The 20,951-nt window shown below is 68.0% G+C and carries 19 protein-coding genes; 9 read left to right on the top strand and 10 right to left on the bottom strand.

Annotated elements, in window-relative coordinates; genetic code table 11:
- Nucleotides 1–143: 143 nt before the first annotated feature.
- Genes NTY77_18370 through NTY77_18350 form a run of 5 tightly spaced genes read right to left on the bottom strand, consistent with a single transcriptional unit; the run spans nucleotide 144 to nucleotide 6,569 of the window.
- Nucleotides 144–419, bottom strand: coding sequence for a chorismate mutase (locus NTY77_18370; GenBank protein MCX5797461.1), 276 nt, complete (start codon nucleotides 417–419; stop codon nucleotides 144–146).
- Between the two features lie 3 nt (nucleotides 420–422).
- Nucleotides 423–2,384: a cobalamin-dependent protein gene (locus tag NTY77_18365; GenBank protein MCX5797460.1), complete on the bottom strand. Its 1,962-nt coding sequence runs from the start codon at nucleotides 2,382–2,384 to the stop codon at nucleotides 423–425.
- Between the two features lie 2 nt (nucleotides 2,385–2,386).
- Nucleotides 2,387–4,084, bottom strand: coding sequence for an isochorismatase family protein (locus NTY77_18360; protein MCX5797459.1), 1,698 nt, complete (start codon nucleotides 4,082–4,084; stop codon nucleotides 2,387–2,389).
- The gene (locus tag NTY77_18355) at nucleotides 4,081–4,956 is read right to left on the bottom strand and encodes an FAD-dependent oxidoreductase (protein ID MCX5797458.1); all 876 of its coding nucleotides are present in this window, start codon (nucleotides 4,954–4,956) and stop codon (nucleotides 4,081–4,083) included. Before NTY77_18355 ends, NTY77_18360 begins: the two co-directional genes overlap by 4 nt.
- A gap of 14 nt (nucleotides 4,957–4,970) precedes the next feature.
- Nucleotides 4,971–6,569: a tetratricopeptide repeat protein gene (locus NTY77_18350; protein ID MCX5797457.1), complete on the bottom strand. Its 1,599-nt coding sequence runs from the start codon at nucleotides 6,567–6,569 to the stop codon at nucleotides 4,971–4,973.
- Nucleotides 6,570–6,728: 159 nt separating this feature from the next.
- Here NTY77_18350 and NTY77_18345 point away from each other — a divergent pair, with 159 nt between their 5' ends.
- The gene (locus tag NTY77_18345; protein MCX5797456.1) at nucleotides 6,729–7,637 is read left to right on the top strand and encodes a hypothetical protein; all 909 of its coding nucleotides are present in this window, start codon (nucleotides 6,729–6,731) and stop codon (nucleotides 7,635–7,637) included.
- Here the strand turns inward: NTY77_18345 and NTY77_18340 are convergent, their stop codons facing one another.
- The 3 genes from NTY77_18340 to NTY77_18330 are packed head-to-tail and all read right to left on the bottom strand — an operon-like array spanning nucleotide 7,638 to nucleotide 11,039.
- The gene (locus tag NTY77_18340; GenBank protein ID MCX5797455.1) at nucleotides 7,638–8,624 is read right to left on the bottom strand and encodes a radical SAM protein; all 987 of its coding nucleotides are present in this window, start codon (nucleotides 8,622–8,624) and stop codon (nucleotides 7,638–7,640) included.
- A complete protein-coding gene (locus NTY77_18335) occupies nucleotides 8,614–9,303 on the bottom strand; it encodes an SAM-dependent methyltransferase (GenBank protein ID MCX5797454.1) in 690 nt (229 codons plus the stop codon). Before NTY77_18335 ends, NTY77_18340 begins: the two co-directional genes overlap by 11 nt.
- 38 nt (nucleotides 9,304–9,341) lie before the next feature.
- Nucleotides 9,342–11,039, bottom strand: coding sequence for a radical SAM protein (locus tag NTY77_18330; protein MCX5797453.1), 1,698 nt, complete (start codon nucleotides 11,037–11,039; stop codon nucleotides 9,342–9,344).
- A gap of 32 nt (nucleotides 11,040–11,071) precedes the next feature.
- On the opposite strand from NTY77_18330, the gene NTY77_18325 reads away from it, so the two are divergent.
- The 8 genes from NTY77_18325 to NTY77_18290 are packed head-to-tail and all read left to right on the top strand — an operon-like array spanning nucleotide 11,072 to nucleotide 18,382.
- Nucleotides 11,072–12,250, top strand: a complete 1,179-nt coding sequence (locus tag NTY77_18325) for a tetratricopeptide repeat protein (protein MCX5797452.1) — start codon at nucleotides 11,072–11,074, stop codon at nucleotides 12,248–12,250.
- A 33-nt stretch (nucleotides 12,251–12,283) separates the two neighbouring features.
- A complete protein-coding gene (gene rfbF, locus NTY77_18320) occupies nucleotides 12,284–13,057 on the top strand; it encodes a glucose-1-phosphate cytidylyltransferase (protein ID MCX5797451.1) in 774 nt (257 codons plus the stop codon).
- Nucleotides 13,054–14,040 carry a GDP-mannose 4,6-dehydratase gene (locus NTY77_18315; GenBank protein MCX5797450.1) on the top strand — a complete coding sequence of 329 codons (987 nt, stop codon included), beginning with the start codon at nucleotides 13,054–13,056 and terminating at the stop codon, nucleotides 14,038–14,040. Before rfbF ends, NTY77_18315 begins: the two co-directional genes overlap by 4 nt.
- A 5-nt stretch (nucleotides 14,041–14,045) precedes the next feature.
- A complete protein-coding gene (locus NTY77_18310; GenBank protein MCX5797449.1) occupies nucleotides 14,046–14,495 on the top strand; it encodes a dTDP-4-dehydrorhamnose 3,5-epimerase family protein in 450 nt (149 codons plus the stop codon).
- 12 nt (nucleotides 14,496–14,507) lie between these two features.
- Nucleotides 14,508–15,413, top strand: coding sequence for an SDR family oxidoreductase (locus tag NTY77_18305; protein MCX5797448.1), 906 nt, complete (start codon nucleotides 14,508–14,510; stop codon nucleotides 15,411–15,413).
- On the top strand, nucleotides 15,406–16,176 hold the full coding sequence (locus NTY77_18300) for a glycosyltransferase family 2 protein (protein MCX5797447.1): 771 nt from the start codon (nucleotides 15,406–15,408) through the stop codon (nucleotides 16,174–16,176). The genes NTY77_18305 and NTY77_18300 overlap by 8 nt, the downstream gene beginning before the upstream one ends.
- The gene (locus NTY77_18295; protein ID MCX5797446.1) at nucleotides 16,119–17,429 is read left to right on the top strand and encodes a glycosyltransferase family 39 protein; all 1,311 of its coding nucleotides are present in this window, start codon (nucleotides 16,119–16,121) and stop codon (nucleotides 17,427–17,429) included. Before NTY77_18300 ends, NTY77_18295 begins: the two co-directional genes overlap by 58 nt.
- On the top strand, nucleotides 17,426–18,382 hold the full coding sequence (locus tag NTY77_18290; GenBank protein ID MCX5797445.1) for a class I SAM-dependent methyltransferase: 957 nt from the start codon (nucleotides 17,426–17,428) through the stop codon (nucleotides 18,380–18,382). Before NTY77_18295 ends, NTY77_18290 begins: the two co-directional genes overlap by 4 nt.
- A gap of 475 nt (nucleotides 18,383–18,857) precedes the next feature.
- Here the strand turns inward: NTY77_18290 and NTY77_18285 are convergent, their stop codons facing one another.
- Both NTY77_18285 and rfbH read right to left on the bottom strand, forming a co-directional pair.
- Nucleotides 18,858–19,589, bottom strand: coding sequence for an FAD-dependent oxidoreductase (locus NTY77_18285; GenBank protein ID MCX5797444.1), 732 nt, complete (start codon nucleotides 19,587–19,589; stop codon nucleotides 18,858–18,860).
- A gap of 14 nt (nucleotides 19,590–19,603) precedes the next feature.
- Nucleotides 19,604–20,926, bottom strand: a complete 1,323-nt coding sequence (rfbH, locus tag NTY77_18280) for a lipopolysaccharide biosynthesis protein RfbH (GenBank protein MCX5797443.1) — start codon at nucleotides 20,924–20,926, stop codon at nucleotides 19,604–19,606.
- Between the last annotated feature and the right edge of the window lie 25 nt (nucleotides 20,927–20,951).

Here is a 20,951-nt window from a genome sequence, read left to right as displayed (position 1 = left end):
CTGCGACCAGGTTCTCCAGAGGACTTGCACCTCCCAGTCATGCTCATGCTGGGCACACCGCCGGCCTCGGAACCCCTACGGGGTTCCGAGGGTCTTAACGGCAGCGGCCGACGGAAGCGGACCTTAAGTGACCGGCATTGGGTCTAGGCCCGCCGCTTCAGGAAGGAACGAGACGCCCCCAGAAGGTCCCTGTAGACGGAGCGCGCGAACGTCCCGTCGAGACCGGCGCGCCGCGCCTCCCGCGCCGCGTCGGCGAGCACCTGGGCCTCCCGCCTCGGGTCGCGCAGCCGCGTCTTGAACGGCGTCATGGCCGCGACGAGGCGCTGGCGCGCGGCCAGAAGACGGACGATCCGCCGGTCGACCGCGTCGACGCGGCGTCGCAAGGCGGCGAGCCGGTCTTTCGGGGCGGGCTTCTTCACGGCCTAAAGCCCGAAGCCGCCCTTATAAACGTGGAACATCTTGGCCAGGATGAGCAGTTCCGGGTGCGCATGCTGGAGCTTGGGCAGCACGATGCGGACGCGGTCGCGATATTCGGCGAGCTTGGCCCGGAACTCGGGAGAAAGGGATTTCCCGTCCCAGTGGCAGCGCTGAAGGTCCAGGATCACGCGGCTGCGGCAGCGCTCCAGCGACTGGCCCACATCGCGCCACATGCGTTCGGCCTCGCTGCCGCTGAGCCGGCCCTCGAACTTCAGCCAGACCTCGCGGCGGGCGTGCAGGAACTCGACCTGCATCCGGAAGTTGCGCTCCTTCCAGCGCGCGGCCAAGGACTCCCAGACCTGCTGGCTGGCCCAGAAGAAGCCCGGCTGGCGGTAGGCCGTGCGCCGGAGTTTGGGATGCTGGAAGAGGTCGAACTTGAGCTCAAGGCCGGTCCAGGCTGCGGCGCAGACCCCGGCCCATGACGTGAGCCGCTCGCTGCGCGTGGGCTCGCCCAAGACCGCGTGCAGGCGGCGCTCCAGGTCGGCGATCCAGCGCCGGACGCTGCGGTTGGGCCCGAAGACCCGTCCGGCCTGGAAGATCGGATAGGCCTTGCGGATGTCCCGAGCGAAGATCCCGGCTTTCTTGGCCAGCATCGGATTGGCTGAGTCCTTGAGCTTGAGGTAGCCGTTGAGCCAGGCGTCCACCGTGCGGTAGATGCTCGGCCCCAGGCGGCGGTAGTCCTCCGCGAAGCAGCGGCGCTGGATCTTCTCGATCTGCGCGGCGGAGAGCCTGGGATGCTTGACCATGGAGGTGAAGCCCGAGGCGTTGCGGCAATAGAGCTCGGGGTCGGCGGCCAAGTCCGCGCGCAGCCGGCCTTCCGCGGTCACCCGGTCCCAATACGGCGTGCCCGGAGTGGGGCCGTAGATGAGGAACTGGGTCAGCGCCGGCTTCATGGCGAGCAGCCCATCGAGCTCCGCGGCCACGGTGGCCTCGTCCTGATAGTCGAAGCCCACGATCATGGAAGCCAGGATAGTGACGCCGTGCTCGCGCAGCTCCCGGAACACTTCCTCGGCGGAGCGGCCCGCGCGCTTCTCGTAGCCCGAACGCGTGCCCTCATAGCCGATCCAGACCCCGTCGATGCCCATCTCCAGGAGCTCCTCGATCTTGTACTGGCTGAGGGCCTTGATGCTCGCGAAAGCGAAGATGGAGAGGGGACGTCCGGACTGGACCACCAGGTCGTGGAACTCCATGGCGCGCTGCTTGTCGAGCAGGAAGTCCTCGTCTATGACCGTGAAGGACATGTGCGGGTCCATGTCCAGGTAGCGCTCGACCACGTTGTAGATGTCGCGGCCCGTGGGCAGGAGCTTGACGTGCTGGCGCTTGAAGAAATGCGAGGTGCAGCAGAAGTCGCAGCCGTTGGGGCAGCCGAGCCCGGCGAAGATCATCCCCGTGTTGCCCGCCTTCTGGCCGAAGACCTTGAGCTGGCTCACGATGAGGGGATGGTGATACGGCCCGGGCTTGTGCTCCTCGCCGAGGAGCTTGCGCATGAACTCCACGCCCTCGCCCCGGCAGATGGCGTCGCTGTAGGGCTTCAGGTACTCCTCGCCCAGGACCGTGCCGTAGCCTCCCAGGATGATCTTGCTCTTCGGGGAGTGCTCGCGGATGAGGGCCACGATCTCCTTCATGCGGTGGAAGGTGGAGAGGATGAAGGAGAGGCCCACGTAGTCATACCCCTTCTTGAGCTCACGGATGAGCTCGTTCTGGGAAGGATACTGCAGGACCACGGTCGGGGCCTGGATGTTCGCGGCGATGTATTCGAGGGAGAAGTGATGATGGACCGCCCGGGGGCTGAAGAGCCCTTGGGCCCGGGTGACTTGGCCGAAGAGGAGCTCATAGCCCACGCTCGGCCCGTCGCCGTGCTTGGGCCCCAACGGCCGGCATATGCTGGTCAGAAGAAGTCTTTTCATTTTTATATTTTAGCTCTTTTTGTCTGTGCCTTCTTGATTATACCCCCCCGGCCCAAATTCCGCCCATGCGGAATTGTACGCAGGGTGGGGGGTATGATTTCGGAGAGGCCGCTCCCCGCGAGGCTGGCCGCGGAAACGATACCGGAGAAGCCGCGGGCCAAGGACTTGAGGGCCGCAAGGTGCCTTTCCTCGGTACGCGCCGCGGTCGCATCAGCGGCGACGAAGGTGGCCCAGCCCAGATCGAAGGCGGCCCGGGCCGTGGATTCGACGCAAAGATCGGTTTTGACTCCCGCCAGAACCAATTGCGCTATCCCCTCCCCCCGCAGCCGTTTTGCCAGAGCCGGATTCGAGAAAGCGCTGTAGCCGGTCTTGCGGTACACGTCGCGGTCCCGGGCTTCCAGGACCGGAGCGATCCTGGCCCAGGGAGATCCGGCCAAGCAGACATGGTCCCACCAGGCGGCCATCAAGCCGCCGTCCCGGCTCGGGTCTGCGTGGGCGTGGAGCGTGAACAGGACCGGCCTGCCGGCGAGCCGGAAAGCCTCCACGAGACGCCGGGTGTTGCGCAGCGCCGCCCGCCCCGGCGGCAGATACGCCGGGGAGCGGCGGTCGAGGAAGAACTCCTGCATGTCCACGACCAGGAGGGCGGCCCGGGCCGGGACCAAGGCCTGCCCGCGCGGCAGTTCCCGGGCCGCTTCGCGCAGCCAGGCCGCGGCCTTCCGGTCCATGGAGTCGACGGTCACGTAACTGCGCGCCTCGCGCCGCCGCGCGCGCAGGGCGGCGGCGGCCGCCGCCTTGAGGCGCCGCGACCAGAGCTGGCCGCAGGAGGTCTCCCCTTCGAGCTCCTCCGCGGTGCTGGGCGAGAGGACGACCTCGAAGCCGCGGGCCTTGAGCCGCCGGGCCTCGGCCTTAAGGTCGGCCGGGGTCTTATGCCAGACCCGCACGCACCCGCCTTGGAGCGCGGTCTCCGTGGGGTTGACCGGGGTCACCTTGATGAGGAAATGTCCGGGGTCGAAGACCTTGGCGATGGCCGAGGCGTCGAGGCCCTCCCCCGGTCCGGGGGCGAAGTTCAGGGTCACCTTCCGGTCCCCCGGACGCCGCCAGCGCCGGCCGTAAGCGGCCACGGCTTCCAGGCTCCATTTGCGGATCGGGACGATCTCCCGGCGCAGGCCCTCGTCGGCCGAATGCAGCGAGAACTGCAGTTGGAACCTCCCGTCCGGGTAGCAGTCGTCCTTCACGCGGCGCAGTTCTTCGAACCACGACTCCGCCACGGGAGTCCGCGGCGCCACCGTCGAGACGCTCGCGATGAGCCCAGGATTGGGGACCTCCCGGGCCAAGGCCCGCAGGGCGGGCAGGACGGCGGGATTCAAGGACGGTTCGCCCATGCGTGCGAAATGGATCTTCACCTTGGGGTGGCGCCGCAGGTCCAAAGCCGGGTTGCGGCCCGCCACGAAGCGGACCTGCCGCAGCATCTCCGCGGCCGACAGGTTCCCGCCGTAGCCGGCCGCGCCCGCGTCGCACATGCGGCAGCCCACGGCGCAGCCCACCTGGGTCGAGATCATGAACACCCACTTGCGGGACTTGGGCACGCCGGGCTCGCGGGTGTCGACGAACTCGATGAGGCGCTCCCGGTGCCCCGTTCCCAGGTCCGCCAGATACAAGGTCCCCAGGCCCCGGGCGGTACGGGTCTCGACGATCCTCATCGGCGCTCCAGGAACGCGGCGCAGCGCATGGCGGCCTTCATCCCGTCGCCGCCGGCGACCAACACCTGGCGGAAAGGCTCTCCGGAGGCGTCGCCGGCCACGAAGAAGCCGGGCGGCAGGCGCCGGGCCTGGAAAGGCAGGGGGGCCGGATTCTTTCCCACCAGGACGAAGAGCGCGTCGACGGGCAGGCGCAGGCGGCCGCGGGGAACGGACAGATCCAAGGCCCGCAAGCGCCGGCCTCCCGACAAGCCGCGGACCCTGACCCCGTGCATCCGGACGATGCGGGGCTGACCGCTCAGGCGCCGCAGGAGGAGGCGGTGGGCCTTGAGCTTCGGGCCGCGGCACAGGAGGTAGACGCGGCGCGCATGGCGGGCCAAAGCCAGGGCCTGATGCGCCGCGGCCTCCCCGCCTCCCGCCACGGCCACGGTGCGGCCGCGCCAGAGCGGGGCTTGGTCGAGCGCCGCATGGAACAGACCGCGGCCCCAGAGCCTCTTCTCACCCGGCAGGCCCAGCCCCCGGAAAACCGCGCCCGGGCAGTAGACCACCGTCCCAGCCGTCAAGCTCCGCCCGCCATCGAGGCGCAGGCTGAAGCCGCGGCCGTCGCGCCGGACCCGGCGCACCTCGGCGCGCCGAGTCCGCAGACCCCAGCGCCGCGCCTGCCTGACCCAGCGGTCCATCAGCCGGCGGCCGTCTATCCCCGATGGGAAGCCGGGATAGTTCTCGATGCGCCCGAGGCGCCTCGCCTGGCCCCCTAAGCGGCCCTGCTCCGTCAAGAGGACGCGGTAGCCCGCGCGGGCCAGGTGCAGGCCCGCCGCCAGGCCGGCCGGCCCCCCGCCCACGATCGCGGTCTCCCAGACGATATCGTTGGCCACAGGGATAGAGTCTATCAGTGTCCGCGGCGCGGCGACAAGCCTCGGCGGTCCTGTTCATAGGCGGCGAGGTTCCGGCGGGCGGCCAGAAGATTCGGATTGATCTCCAGGGCTCTTTTCCAGAGGGCCGCCGCCTCCGCCCCGCGCCCTTGCCGATAACGGAGGATGCCGAGATTCAGGAAGGCGTTGTCATACGAGGGATTGACGGCCAGCTCCTGGAGGAACTCCTTCTCGGCTTCCGGCAGGAGCCCCCGCTCCATGCAGATGAGCCCGAGGTTGTTGTGCGCCATCAGCTCGCGCGGGTTGAGTTCGAGAGCCCGGCGATATTCCGGCTCCGCCAGGCTGGGCTGCCCGTCCAGGTAGTACATGGCGCCCAAGTTGCGGTGGGCCAAGGGGGAATGCGGAGAGGTCTCGGCGGCGTTCTTCCAGAACGCCATCCGGTCCTCGAAGTTCCGGCTGTGGACGAAGGCGCCGAGGGCGAGGGCGGCCAGGACCAGGCCCCCCAGGCCGGCGGCGCGGGCCTTGAGCCAGCTGGTCTCGCAGAGCAGGACGATGACGCCGACCATGGGAAGATAGAGCCGATGCTCAAGGAAATCGGCGGCGATAGCGGGGTTGGGACGGATGAAGGAGGGCAAGAGGAACACGAGGAACCAAGCCAGCCCGAATACGACGCGCGGCCAGGACTTCTTCCGCGATGCCCAGAGCGCCCCGGCCAAAGCCGCGACCGCCACAAACCCGTAGAAGAAGGACATATCGCGCAGGATCGGCAATACCGACAGGTCGAAGGGGAGGAACATCTTGCCCACCGAGGGGATGACCGCGGGGAGATTGCGCCACACGGCCACCGCCATGTCGGCTATCGCCATGTGGATAGGATTCCGCAAAGCGGCTTGACGCAGCGCGAGCCAAAGCGCCAGGACCACGCCCCAGCCGCTCAAAAGGAGCGCGCCATCCCGGAAGCGGCGCCCGGCTTTGGCGCTGGCCGCCCAGTAGAAGAGTCCCATAGGGACGAGGCCGACCGCCGACTCTTTCGTCAACAGACCGAAAGCGAAGCACAAGAGATGCGCCAGGGCCGAGCTTGGACTCCCGGTCCGAAGAAAGCTGACCAGAGAGAGGAAGGCTGCCAGCACGAAAAGGGCCACCAAGGAATCATTGCGGCCGGGGATCCAGGCCACCGCCTGGGTCAGCGCAGGGTGGACGGTGAAGGCCAGCGCCCAGAACAACGCCGCGGCTTCCCCGTAGTCCAGAGCCATCAGGAAACGATAGACCAGGCATGAGGCGCAAAGGTGGATCAGCAGATTCGTGAGGTGATAGGCCCCGGGCGAGCTCCCCCCCCACTGGGCGTCGAGGATGAATGAAACGGTCAGCAACGGCCGGTAGTAGGCCGCTGAGGAGTGCAGGATATGGAAGATATCCATCCTGAAGGCCGGGATGATGTTGGAGAGCTGGCGCAGGAAGACCTGGTTGTCGAGGATGAGGACATTGTCGTCAAGGTAAGAAAAATCGAAGAACAGGGTGCGCAGATAGAGCAAGAAGCCGGCCGAAGCGATGCAGAGATAGGGACGCCAGCCGCCTCGGCACAGGTCCAGCACCGACTTCGGCTGGGGGATGACCATAGCCGGTCCAATGATACATAATATTTGCAAAAAGCATATTTAAAATAAAGCACAATCATGTTAGCCAAGAAAGTCCCAGGCCGCTTCGATTCGTAACAATTTAGGCCTTGAAATTTCCCGGATGTCGATTATACTATCGTGATGTAATCGGAGGCCGTCATGCGCCAGGATATCCATGTCCATTTGGATTTGTCTGTCCCGACACGGACTTTGGTTCTTCTCATGACGGCCGCGCTGCTCGTCACCGTCACCCCGGAACTCGGTTCTGAAAATGTGACTCTGTCGACCTATTACCCGGCCCCGTCCGGCGTCTACAGCAAGATGATCACGACCCAAGACACCTTCCTTGCCACCACCGGAGGCAAAGTGGGCGTCGGGACGACGTCGCCGAAGGCAACATTGGATGTCGGTGAAACTAGCGGCAACGGGACATTAGAAACAGTCCTCGCCAGATTAAGCGACTCCAATGCCACTGGCGATGGAACCTTCCTAGGAGTGAAGGGTTGGTCCCCTAGTCTCGCCTTATCTTTTTCCTTGGAACACCATTATGGCGGAATTACGAACAGCGCTATCAAGTTCTTTGGCGGCAGCTCCAACACCCACAACGGAGGTTATCTTACTTTCACCACCAACGCTGACAATGAGCGGATGAGGATCGCCGCCAACGGCTCCGTCGGCATCGGCACCACCGATCCGACCGGCACGGCTTCCAACGGCAGCACCACCCCCAACGTGGGCATCCACCTTGCCGGCGGCACCGGCCATAACGGGTACTTGTACATCGACAACACGAATACGCACTGCCAATACGCGTCCCCCGCCCCTTCTCCCAATTCCAACATCTACTGCGGCACGGCGAGCGATTACTACGTCACCTGGACTCCGGGCCTATACGTCGAGGGCTGGACCCGGCAGGACCGCGGCGAGGAAGTGGGCATCGTCATAGGCGGCCACCACACCTCCTCGGTATGGGCCCAGGACAGCCAGTCCCCCTATGCCTGGCAGACGGGCGTGCTGCAAGCGGCCACCAACGGCCATGTCGGCGCGGTATGGTGCTGCGCCAAATAGCTAGAGCGGCGTCAACTCCGAGAAGCCGTAGAGCCGCGCGTAGCTCTCCCACACTCCCTCGCAGCGGCTCTGGTGCCGGCACTTACCGCAGTCCGGGCCCATGGCCTTGAGCATGTCCCGCTTGACCTGCTGCCAGACGAAGCGGTCCCGCATGGGCCCCTGCTTGGTGGCCATGCTCACGTCGTTGGCCGGGTCGAAGCCCGCCTCGTCCAGGTACTTGGACGCCAGGTACTCCAGGAGGCGGCCGGAGACCCCGGCCAGAAGGAGCGCGCATTTCGGGATCCCGCCGAAAGAGAGGTGTCTGCGCAGGCGCTTCTCGTTGGCCAGCAGGATGCGCACGATCTCCGGCATGGCTTCACGGAAGGCCGGGGTCCAGGCCGGGTCGGCCTTCACTTCGCCGTGCGGCCAGATGTAGTTGAAGCGCACGTCGTCCACGCCCAACCCCCCGAAGAAAAGGACGAACTCCTCCATGCCGCGCAGATTGGGACGGCACAGGACCGGGTTGAGCGAGATGTTGCCGGGCAGCAGTCCCCCTTGCCTCAGCGCCACCAGGTTGCGGACCGCCCGGACCTTGCGCCCGAGAGCTCCCGGCACGCGCGTGATGAGACGGTCCTCTATCTCCGGCCGGTGGCTGTGCACCGAGACGGTCACCCGGGTGAGCCCCGCCCGCACCAAGCGCCGGCAGAAGGCGGCGTCGCTGAGCCGCAGGCCGTTGGTGCAGATGACGATCCGGCCGTAGCCGAGGCTCTTGGCGTAGGCCACGCATTCGACGATGTGCGGGTAGGCGGTCGGCTCGCCGCCCAAGAAGCCGGCGGCGCGGCAGCCTTCGCCGTAGAAGTGCCTCAGTTCTTCCTTGACCCGGTCGAGGCTGGCCCACGGCTCCTTGAGGTCCCGGCTGACGCTGCCCATGCAGAAGACGCAGCGGCTGTTGCAGCGGGCGCCCAGGTGCACCTCGATGCGACGGGGCTCCCGAGGGCTATTCTTCATCGGGGTGGATGAGCAGGGCCACGTCCGCGACTTCCTGCCAGCGGATGCGGTCCGCCTCCCGCAGCCAGCCCGCGCGGTCCATGGTCCGGACCCGGTCCGCGTAAGGGTACTGCTCCCGCGGGTTCTTGGTCAGGTCGAAGAAGGCCGTGATCCGCCTGGACTTGACCAGCCCGCGCATGCCGCGCAGGCAAAGCGCGAAGGCGTGCTTGCGGATGAAGACCACGACCGGCTCGCCGGAGCGCCCCACCGCCGCCCGGAAGGCGCTTTGGTCTCCGTGCTCGTCGAAGAAGACGAAACTGAACGCGCGGCAGCGCGGGGTCTCGATCCAGTCGTAGCCGCTCAGGGATAGGACCGCGGCCAGGCTCGATGCTCCCGCCAAGGCCCGCACCGGCACGCCCCTGGCCCGCAACTCGCGCACCAGCCAGCCGCCCGGATCCATAAAACAAGGAACGCCGCCCAAGGAGACCATGCCCACGTCCTCGACGCGCAGCCGGTCCAGGACCCGGCGCAGGAACGCCGGCTGGGGACGCGACGGCACCTCCAGGAACTCCTTGCCGGCGCAGTCCAGGCGCAGGTCCGCGAACTGCCTCCGGGCCTCGCCGGCGTCTTCCGTCACGAGGCAGCGCAGGCGTTTGGTCTCCGCGACGGCGCGCAAGGTCATGTCCTGCCAATGACCGATATGCCAGGGGATCAGGATGAAGGCGTGCCCTGACCGCTTCAGGATGACTCCTCCCGGGTCAAGCGCAATGCGCCCCTGGGGATGCGTCCCGCCCGCTCCAGGCGCGCCACCAGGGACCTCAGTTGGGCCAACAGCACGGGGGCGACGCGCACCGGCGACGCGGCGCGCGCGCGTCCGGCCGCCCGCAGGAAAGCCGCGGTCACGAACTTGAGCAGCGCCCCGTCGACCTGGGGCGCGATCAGCGCGGCGGGCTCACCCTTGAGGATCAGCCCCAAGCTCCCGGCCCGGCTCATGCTGGGCTCGCCGTCGGCGAGCCGGTGCAGGCTCAGGCGCCAGGAGCCCTTGCCCGAGCTGAGGGAAAAACGCACCTCGGACATGCCTTCGAGCTCTTCCGGGGCGAGGAAGCGCAGCGCGGCCAGGAAGACCTGCCGCGGCGTCCTGTCGTCAAGCTCCCAGCCGGCCCCTCCCCCCCCCGGCCGCAGGACCCGCGATGTCCCCGGGAATGCCGCGCCGAGACCGGTCCCAAAAAGGCCCCGGAAGCGCTCCGGCGAGACCGCGCCGCGGTCCAGCAGCTCCCGCAGGACGAACTTCCTCATCTCCCAGCGCCGGTCGATCCTGAGCCCCCGCCAGACCTTGGCCTCGGGGGAGAACGCCGCCTCGTGGGTCCCCGTCTGGTAATAGGCCAGTTCCCCGGCGATGCGCGAACGCGCGGTCGGCCCCAATGAGAAGATGGAGACCGGCTGCGGCGCGATGTCGTCGTAGACGTACTCGAGCCGGCGCAGGGGCTCCCGCCGGAAGAGCCAGTCGTTGTCCCGCAGGCTGGGCCGCTCCGGGCGCAGAAAATACCCGCGCCGGCGGGCCACGGCCGCGGCTTGGCCGCCCACCTCGCCGTAGCGCCGCGCCAAGTCCGCCTCGAAGCGGCGCATGTCGCCGCCGTAATGGTCGCAGAGGTAGGCGACCGTGGGCTTGACCGGATAGGCCGTGACCGTACTGGGCTTGAGCGCGAGGAGCGCATCGAGGGTCTTGAGGAAGGAGGCCTGGCCGTCGCCGCGCAGGCCCAAGAGCAGGTCCACGTTGAGCATGAAGCGGCCGCGGCCCAGGATGAGCCCCATCGCCCGGGCCACGGTCTCCGTGGTCTGATAGCCGCGGTTCTCGCGCCGCAGGACCGCGGGCCGGAAGGACTGCACGCCCATGCTGATCCGATTGAAGCCGAACTCCTCGAGCAGCGCGAGCTTCCCCGCGCTCACGCTGAAGGGATTGAACTCGAAGGCCCGCTCGCCCTCGCCGCAGAAGGCGTAGCGCCGGAACAGCTTCGCGAAGAGGCTGCGCAGCTGGCGCGGACTCAGGAGACTCGGCGTCCCGCCCCCGATATAGAGGGTCTCGAAGCGGCGGCCGGCGAAAGCCGGGGCGAAGTAGTCCAACTGGGCCCCCAGAGAATCGAGGTAGCGGCCCAGCCAGACCGGCCGCTCCAAGGGGACCGAATAGTAGCAGCAATAGGCGCATTTCTGCTTGCAAAAAGGGATATGGATGTAGGCGGAGAGTTCGCAGCGGCAGGTCTTCTTCCGGTCGGCGCCCGCATGACGCCGCCACAGCTCGCGGACCGCCGAGGCGTCGAGCTCCTCCTCCGCGTGCTCGCGGTTGACGTTGGTCAGCAGGCTGGTGATGTCGTACTGCGGAGCGAAGCGGTCCGCGACGGAGGCGCGCAGCGCATTGTCCCGGCTGGCGGTGGCGGTCATAGCGACGGTGACATGGTATATAATGTCTCTCGATGAACGCCACCGCCCTCCGGCGCGGCCCCTGGGACCTGCCGCCGGGCTCCGCCCGCCTCGAAGCGCTGAAGCTCCTGGTCCAGAAGATACGCGGGCTCGTGGCCGCCGGGAGATTCCAGCCCGCCTTCGCCTTGGGGGACCGCGTCATGGCCACGCGGCCCCCGGCCGAGGTCGTCGAAGCCATCATGTATCCCGTGGACCGGGGCTTGGCCACGTTCCCGGATTCCGGCCTCTACGACCTGCTGCAGGCCGCGCTCAAGGGCTCCGGCCGCGGCCGCTTCCAGCCCTGGTACATCCTGTTGACCAGCGTGCTGCTGGACCGCCTGCGCTGGTCCTCGGAGGCGCTGCGCGAGAGCGAGAAGCTCGTGGGCTTGCCCCGCCGCTACGGCTGGATGCGCTGGCACCGGGGCCTCCTGCTGCTCAACAACCATTGGGACAAGGCCGCGGCCGCCGCCGAATTCCAGGCGGTCCTGGAGAGCATGCCGCAGGTCTGGAAGGCTCATGCCCTGCTGGCCGAACTGGCCCTGGCCCGAGGCGAGCGCGCCGGCGCGCTGCGGACCATGGACGAGCTCCTGCGCACGGTCCCCGACTCGGACCGGACCTCGGTCCTGGGCTGGCGCGGAGAGATGCGGCTCTGGATCGGGGAATACCGCGAAGCCCTGGTCGACTTGGACCTGGCCGTGGCGCGCCAGTCTCCGCTGGCCCTATGCTGGCGCGGCGCGGCGCATGTCAAACTGGGGGATTTCCCGGAAGCCTTGCGCGACCTCGACAGCCAGTTGCGCAGCCATCCCGAGGACCAGGAAGCCCTGGTCTGGCGCGGGGAAGCCCGGCGCCTGCTGGGACGGTCGCGGGAAGCGCTCACCGACCTCGACGCGGCCTGCCGGTTCGGCAACTCCCCGCTGTGGGCCTATGTCAACCGCGCCCTGACCCGGGCTCGACTGCGGGACATCCCGGGCCTGTGGTCCGACTATCTCCTGGTGCCGGAATGGGTGCGCTCTTATTTTTCCTGGAAGCTCGGCGCGGACGTCAAGCCCGGCACCCCGCCGCGCGTCATCACCGCCCAACTGGAGGCCATCCTGGAAGCGGCCCGCGGCATCCGCCGCAACGACCAGTACCTCTACTCCCTCTGGCTCAAGCCTCTGCTGCCGGCCCGGACCCGGGGGCGCGCCTTCTCTTGATTTCGAAGAATTGCTAACATGAACTCCACGATCATGAAAGTCGGGATACTCGCCGGCGGCATGGGCTCTCGCCTCTCCGAGATGACCGACCGCATCCCCAAGCCCATGGTGGAGATCGGCGGCAAGCCCATCCTCTGGCATATCATGGACCACTATTCCCGGTTCGGCTTCAAGGAATTCATCATCGCCTTGGGCTATAAGGGCGAGGTCATCAAGGACTATTTCATCAACTACCACTACCGCGCCCAGGACCTCGTGGTCCACCTCGGGGAAGGCAAGGTCGAGCGCTTGGGCCGCCCGAATGAGGACTGGGCGGTCCATCTGCTCGACTCCGGAGAGACCACGCAGACCGGAGGGCGCATCAGGAGGATGCTCCGCTATGCCAAGGGCCAGCCCATCATGGCCACCTACGGCGACGGGCTCTCCAACGTGGACCTCAAGGCGCTCCTGCAATTCCACCGCCGCCACGGCAAGGCCGCCACGGTGAGCGCGGTGCGTCCGCCGGCGCGCTTCGGCGGCCTGCAGTTCGAAAAGAACCGCGTCACGCGCTTCGTGGAGAAGCCCCAGATCGGCGAGGGCTGGATCAACGGCGGGTTCTTCGTCCTGGAGCCGCGGGTCCTGGACTACATCGACGACGACCAGACCATCTTCGAGCATGAGCCCATGGAGCGGCTGGCCGCCGAAGGCCAGCTCATGGCCTACCAGCACGGGGATTTCTGGCAATGCATGGACACCGTGCGCGACCTCCGGCACCTCGAGGACCTCTGGCAGGGCGGCAAGGCCCCCTGGCGGGTGCGGCGGCGTTGAAGAAAGGCTTCTGGGCGCAGCGCCGCGTCCTGGTCACAGGCGCCACCGGCTTCATCGGCTCCTGGCTGGTCAAAGAGCTCCTGGCGCGCGGCGCGGCGGTGGTCGCCCTGGTGATGGACGACGACCCGCAGTCCCAGTTCTTCCGGGACGGGGATTTCCGGAAGACCACGGTGGTCACCGGCCGCCTGGAGGACCCGGCGGCCCTGCAAAGGGCCGTCAACGTCCAGGAGACGGACACCGTCTTCCATCTCGGCGCCCAGACCTTGGTCGGCCCCGCGCAGCGCGCCCCCTGGGAGACCTTCGAATCCAACATCCGCGGGACCTACAACCTCCTGGAAGTCTGCCGGCTCCACAGCGGCCTGGTGCGGCGCGTCGTGGTCGCCTCCAGCGACAAGGCCTATGGGGAGCAGCCCCGGCTGCCCTACCTGGAAACCATGCCCCTGCAGGGCCGCGCGCCGTACGAGGTCTCCAAGAGCTGCGCTGACCTCCTGACCCAGAGCTATTTCCACACCTACCGGCTGCCCGTGGCCATCGCGCGCTGCGGCAACGTCTACGGCGGCGGAGACCTCAACTGGAGCCGGATCGTGCCCGGCACCATCCGCTCCCTGCTCGCCGGGCAAAGGCCCATCCTGCGCAGCGACGGCACCCACAAGCGCGACTACGTCTACGTCAAGGACGTGGTCCAGGCCTACCTCCTGCTGGCGGAGAGGCTCGCAGGCAAGGGCGTGGCCGGGGAGAGCTTCAATTTCGGGCCCAACCGGCCCTTGAGCGTGTTGGCTTTGGTCGCCGCCATCAGCCGGCTGCTGGGGAGCCGGCTCAAGCCGGACATCCAGGACAGCGCCCGCGGCGAGATCCTCAGCCAGTACCTCTCGGCGCAGAAGGCCGCCCGCGTGCTGGGCTGGCGTCCCGCCTGTTCCTTGGAAGACGGGCTGCGGGAGACCATCGCCTGGTACCGGCGCCACCTCACGCCCGGCGGGGAGTGAGCCCCATGCTCCACGGCGTCGCGGTGCATCCCCTGCGCCAGATCCTGGACGAGCGCGGCAAGGTGATGCACATGCTGCGGCGCGACGACCCCTGGTTCGAGAAGTTCGGGGAGATCTATTTCTCCGTGGTCAATCCGGACGCCATCAAGGCCTGGCACCTCCACAAGACAATGACCCTCAACTACGCCGTGGTCAGCGGACAGATCACGCTGGTGCTCTTCGACGTCCGCCCGGAGTCGCCGACCCGAGGGCAGCTGCAGGAGATATCCGCCGGCCAGGAAAGCTACGCCCTGGTCACGGTCCCGCCGGGGATATGGAACGGCTTCAAAGGCATCGCCCCGGCGCCCTCCATAGTGGCCAACTGCGCGACCGTCCCCCATGACCCGGAAGAGATCGTGCGCATCGACCCTTTCAGCAAAGACATCCCTTATGACTGGGCGCTCAAGCACGCCTGAGCCGCGCCGCGGATGAAAGCCCTGGTGATCGGCGCCTCGGGCCAGCTCGGCGCCGCCCTGCTCGCGCAGTTGGAATCGCGCGGCATCCCGGCCGAGGGGACCCACTGCTCCCGGCCCAAGCCCGGTTCCACGGCTCTCGACATCCGCGACCCGGGCGCGGTCCGCCGCCGCCTCGAGGCGCTGGCTCCCGACCTCATCTTCCTGACGCAGAACACCCCGGGCGGCGTGGATTTCTGCGAGGACCATCCGGAGCAGGCGGCCGCCGTCATCGTCGGCGGCACCCGCGCCGTCCTGGAAGCGGCCGCGCCGCGCCGCGCCAAAGTCGTGTTCTTCTCCAGCGACTATGTCTTCGACGGGAAGTCCGGCCCCTATCCCGAAGAGGCGCCGCCCTGTCCCATCAGCGCCTACGGACGGGCGAAGCTCGAGGCGGAGCGGCTGGTCCAAGCCTATCCCCACGGGTTCCTCGTCGTGCGCACGACCGCAGTGTTCAGCTGGACCCCGGGGACCAAGAACTTCGCCATGCAGGTCCACGAGAACCTGCGCGCGGGGAAGACCTTCCGTGTCCCCAACGACCAATGGTGCAACCCGACCTTGGCCGGATATCTGGCCGAGGCCTGCCTCCGATTGGCCGGCTCCGATGCGCGCGGCACGTTCAACATCGTGGGCCGGGATTGGCTGGCCCGCTCCGAGCTGGCCGTCGCCCTGGCCCGCGCCATGTCTTTGGACCCCGCACTCATCCAGGCCGTGCCGACCGCCGACCTGCGCCAGCGCGCCGCGCGGCCGCTCAAGGGGGGACTCAAGACCGACCGGCTGCGCGCGGCGCTGGGCAGCGAGCCGCCCTCTTTGGCCCAGGCCTTGGAGCTCTTCCGGCGCAGCTTCGCCGCGCGCGCCGCCGACCCGGGAGACCGGCATGCCTGACCTCAAGATCGCCATCTTCATCCCCACCTACAACGCCGCCTACACCTTGCCCGTCGTGCTGGACCGCATCCCCGCGGAGATAAAGGAGAAGGTCAAGGAGATCTTCGTCATCGACAACGCCAGCGAGGACAACACACACCTCATCGGCATCGGCTACCGCGAGGCCAAGGGCCTCGACAAGCTGGAGGTCTTCCGCAACGACCGCAACCGCGGCTACGGCGGCAGCCAGAAGATCGCCTACCGCTACGCCATCGACCACGGCTTCGACATCGTGGTCATGCTGCACGGCGACGCCCAGTACGCCCCTGAGAAGATCCCCTACCTCCTGGAGCCCTTGGAGCACGGCGAGGCGGACATGGTCTTCGGCTCCCGCATCGCGGGCCTGCCCCTGAAAGGCGGCATGCCGCTCTACAAGTTCCTCGGCAACAAATTCCTCAGCGCCATCCAGAACCGCATCCTGGACATGAAATTGACCGAGTTCCATTCCGGGTTCCGGGTGTTCCGCTGCGCGGCTCTGGCCAAGGTGCCTTTCGAGCGCTGCTCCGACGACTACCATTTCGACACGGACATCATCATCCAGTTCAAGATCAAGGGCCTGCGCATCGTGGAGATGCCCATCCCGACCTACTACGGCAAGGAGAAGTGCGGCGTCAACGTGGTCAGCTACGGCCTCAACGTGCTCAAGTCCATGGCCATCTACTGGCTGTGGTCGAAGCGACTGTTGAAGATCCCCATGTTCGACGACTGCCTGGTCAAACCCTGAAGACCCTCTTCAGCGCGCCGCGATCCTGGGTCCTGCCCGCCCTGCTGGTGCTGGGAGTCTTGGTGCGCCTCGGGTACGGCCTGCGCCACCCCCCGCAGCAGCCGGGACAGGACCTCGCCAACCCGGACGATTACGTGGAGATCGCCACGTCCGTGGCCCAGTCCTGGACGCTGAAGCGCGCCGGCCAGCCGAGCGCTTATCGCGAGCCGGCCTACCCGGTCCTGCTCGGGGTCATGTTCAAGGCCTTCGGCCGCAGTTACCCCGTGGCCCTGCTGACGAACTGCGGCTTGGCCGCCGCGGCCCTCCTTTTCCTGGCCCTCGTGGGCCGGGAGCTCTTCGGAGAGACCGTGTCCCTGCTGGCCACGGCGGTGAGCGCACTCTATCCCTCCTTCATATATTACGCGGCTTTGCCCGTACGAGAGACCGCGATCTTGGCCGTGAGCTCCGCGGCCCTATGGACCCTCATCCGGGCCCTCGGTCGCCCCAGCGCCGCCGCCTTCGCGTGGGCGGGGCTGGCGGCCGCGCTCTGCGGCCTGACCAACGTCACCTTGCTGCCCTTCGCTCTGGTCCTGGCGCCCGCCGCCGTGATCGTCCTCTGCCGGGACCGCGGCCCCGCCGCCTGGCGCTGGAGCGGCGCCTATCTGGCCGTCTTCCTGTGCCTCTACTCCTTCTGGCCCTTGCGCAACTACCTGGTCTTCCGCGCCTGGATACCCGGCACGACCCTGACCGCCGGGAACATCCTGTACAACTACCTGGTCGTGCCGCAGGAGCTGGGCGGCACTCCGGAGGAGAGCCGCATCCGTCAGGCGGACCCCGTGTTCCAGGCCGCCGCGCTCATGCCCCCGGCGCAGGCCGAGCGCCATTTCCGCGCGGCGAGCCTCGACTGGATCCGCAGCCATCCCGGGACTTACCTGAAGCTGGTGTCCTGGCGCTTCTTCTGGGATGAATGGCGGCTGTGGCCGCGGCCGCAAGCGGCCGGCGAGTCCTACCGGACCCTGCGCTGGGTGGGGCTTTTGACCAACGGCTGGATCATCCCGCTGGGGCTGCTCGGCATGCTCCTGGCCCGCAAGGTCCCGCGCGCCCTCTGCCTGGGCTTGTTCGTCTTCACCATCGTCCTGACTCACTCCCTCATCCTGACCATGCTGCGCTACCGCGTCCCCATCATGCCCTGGCTGATCCTCTTCGCGAGCTTGTCCGTCACCCGCCTCTGGGGAGCCCTGCGCGGAAAGCCTCTGCCGGAGCCCGCCGCATGACCCTGCCCGACTGTCCCTGCTGCGGCGCGCCAGGGCGCGCCGTCCCCGAAGGGGACGCCGGCTTCCAAGTCCCCCGCTGTCCGGGCTGCGGCCTGGGCCGCACTTGGCCCGCCCTTCCCCCGGATGAGCTCGGCCGCTGGTACCCGCCCTCCTACTACGGCCGGGAGAACGTGCGCTTCAACCGCCTCTTCGAGCTGCTGACCCGCCTCTTCCGCTGGCGCCGCGCACGGCGCATCAGCGGCCAGGTCCCCCTCCTGGGGCCCGTGCTGGACGTGGGCTGCGGCCGAGGCATCATGCTGGACAGCCTGCGCTCGCTGGGCTACCAGGCGCACGGAGTCGAGCTCAACGCGGAGGCGGCCTGGCACGCCCGCCACCGCCTTGGCCTGGACGTGAGGACCGGAGGCTTTCAGGACCTGCCGGAGGAGGCGGGCCGCTACCAGGCCGTCATCTTCTGGCACAGCCTGGAGCATCTCCCGGACCCGGCCGAGGCCCTGGCCCGGGCGCGCCGGCTCCTGAGCCCGGCCGGGGTCCTGCTCCTGGCCGTGCCCAACTACGACAGCTGGCAGGCGCGCCTCTTCGGCCGGCACTGGTTCCATCTCGACCTGCCCCGCCACTGCTTCCATTTCGGGCCCCGCTCTTTGCAGGCCCTGCTCGCGCGGCACTCCTTCCGCGTCGTGCGCAGAGACCACTTCTGCCTGGAGCAGAACCCCTTCGGCTGGCTGCAGAGCGCCTACAACGCGCTGGGATTGCCCAAGAACCTCCTCTACGACCTGCTCAAGGCGCCCAGCGCCAGGAGCGGGACGGCTCGGCGTCATCCCCTGGCCTGCCTATTGGCCCTGTCCCTGCTGCCGGTGCTCCTGCCCCTGGCCCTGCTGCTGACGGTCCTGGACGCCGCCCTGCGGCAGGGCGGGACCGTCGAGGTCTACGCCGTCAAAGAGCCGGAGCGGCGCTAGCTGGGCGCTGAGAATGTCCGTCTGGCTCGCGGGCGAGCTTTGCTCGCCCGCAACCGCCCGGACACGAAGTGTCCGGGCGGCAGAACCATTCTTGCTCTGCTGTCTTTTGCAGCAGCACAATGCGGCCTGCCGGTCTTGCGCTATCGGGGAAGACAGCGTTAGGCGTGTCGGGATGAAGCGGTCCTGCCGACCCGCTTCCGTGTCTTGTGGACGCACGGCACCTGCCCGACTTCCTTACGGGCGGATGCGTGGGTCGGTTGCGCCTGATGCTGCGCATCAGGCGCCAGGCTGAGATCAAAGCGGGACACCGAGCCTGGTCTGTCAGCTATCCGCCTGGTCCATACCCTGGGCCATACTGTGTCCGGACACAGTGGCCTCGAAGGACTGCCCTCTTGCATCAACTGGCCGGCCAGTTGGCATACGGGTACGGACCGGCATGCGGCCCCGGAGCTCTTGCGGGCCTGTCAGCAGCCGGCTAGTCCCAGGCGTCCACCCGGATCCGCTCCGGCGGTATGCCGCGCGCGGCCAGCTCCGCGCCCAACCCCCGGATCATGGCCGGCGGGCCGGAGAGGTAGTAGGTGGCCGCGGCGGGCCGCTGCAGGGCGGACCAGGCGGCGGCCAGAGAGAGCCGCCCCGGCTCCACGCCCTGTCCCGGCGCGGCTCCGGACTCCGCGAAGAACGTCGCCCGGAGGGTCGGCCGCGCCAGCGCGAGTCGCTGCAGGAGCCCGCGGAAGAGCAGGAGTCCCGGGTGCCGGGCGCCGTAGAAGAGGTGGACGCGCGAGCCGTCGTCGCCTCCGCAGGCGGCATAGCCCCGCAGGAAGGCCGTGAAAGCGCTCACCCCGGTCCCGCCGGCGAGCAGCGCCGCCTCGGTCCCCGGCAAGGCCGCCACCACGAACTCCCCGTAGGGCAGCTTGGCCCAGACCTCGCTGCCGACGCGCAGCTCCGCTTCCATGCGCGACGTGAAGCGCCCCACCACGGAATAGAGGATCTCCAGACCGTCCCGCTGGTCAGGGGGGCTGGCCACGGAGAAGACCCGGGAATCCGGCCAGAAGGCGGAAGGGTCGTAAGGGTCTATGGCCAAGTGCAGGAACTGCCCGGCCGTGAAGCGCGGCGCGGGGAACTCGGGCTTGAGGCGCAGCGTATAGACGCGGTCCCCGTGGTCCAGGATCTCGGACACCGTGCAGCGCAGCTTGCGGGGCGTGGCCATGGCGGTCGGCGCCCTCAGCGCTTCTTCAGGAAGCCCCGGAAGGCCTCGGCCATGTGCTCGAGCCTCGGCGCGTCGAGCCCGGGGTAGACCCCGACGAAGAAGGTGGACTCCGTGATGCGGTCCGTGTTGGCCAAGCCGCCGCAGACGCGATGCGGGATGTCCAGGAAGGCGGGGTGGCGCAGCAGGTTGCCGGCGAAGAGCGCCCGCGTCTCGATCCTGCGCTCCTCGAGATGCCGCTGCAATTCGGTCCGCGAAAATCCCGCGCCCTCGCGGACCGTGATCACGAAACCGAACCAAGCGGGGTCCGAGCCGGGCGTCGCGACCGGCAGGACCAAGCGGTCCTCGTAGGGGGCCAGGGCCTTCCTGAGGTACGCGAAGTTCTCCTTGCGCCGGGCGATGAATCCGGGGAGCTTCTGCCATTGCGCGCAGCCGATCGCCGCCTGCAGGTCCGTCAGCTTGAGGTTGTAGCCGATATGCGAATAGACGTATTTGTGGTCGAAACCGGACGGAAGCGTCCCGAACTGCTGCGAGAAGCGCTTGCCGCAGGTGTTGTTCTCCCCGCCCGCGCAGTAGCAGTCGCGGCCCCAGTCGCGCAGGGAGCGCACGATGCGGCCCAACTCCTCCGCGCTCTGGCCGGCCGCGATGACGCAGCCGCCTTCCCCCATGGTGATGTGATGCGCCGGATAGAAGGAGAAGGTCGCCAGATGGCCGAAGGTCCCGGTCAGCCGGCCGCGATAGGTGGAGCCCAGGGCGTCGCAGTTGTCCTCGATGAGCCAGAGGTCGTGCTTCTTGACCACGGCGCTGACGGCGTCGAGGTCGAAAGGGTTGCCCATGGTGTGAGCCATCATGATGGCCCGGGTCTTGGGACCCACGGCTTGCGCGATGCGCTCCGGCAGCGCCGTGTAGTCGCCGATGCCCACGTCCACGAAGACCGGGACGAGCCGGTTCTGCACGATCGGCGCCAGAGTGGTGGGGAAGCCCGCGGCCACGGTGAGGACCTCGTCTCCCGGCCGCAGGCGCCGCTCGCCCAGCTTGGGGGAGGTCAAGGCGGTGAGGGCCACGAGGTTGGCGGAAGAGCCCGAGTTGACCAGATAGGCTCCGGGCGCTCCGAAGAAGTCGGCGAAGTCCGCTTCGAAGCGCTCGGCGAAGCGGTTCGCGGTCAGGAAGAAATCGAGGACCGCCTCGGTCGCGCAACGCAGCTCCTGACCGTCGAACACCCGGCCCGCGTAATGGACCAAGTCCCGGTCCGCCGCGAACGGCGGCGCGCCGAACTTGTCCCGGGCATACTGCTCCACCAAGTCCAGGATCTGCCGCCTACGGGGATCCAGCGTATCCATCCCGACTTATGATACCATAAGACAA

The sequence above is a fragment of the Elusimicrobiota bacterium genome, assembly GCA_026388095.1.
In the GTDB taxonomy this organism is placed as follows: domain Bacteria; phylum Elusimicrobiota; class Elusimicrobia; order UBA1565; family UBA9628; genus UBA9628.
This window is presented reverse-complemented; position numbering and strand designations above follow the sequence as displayed.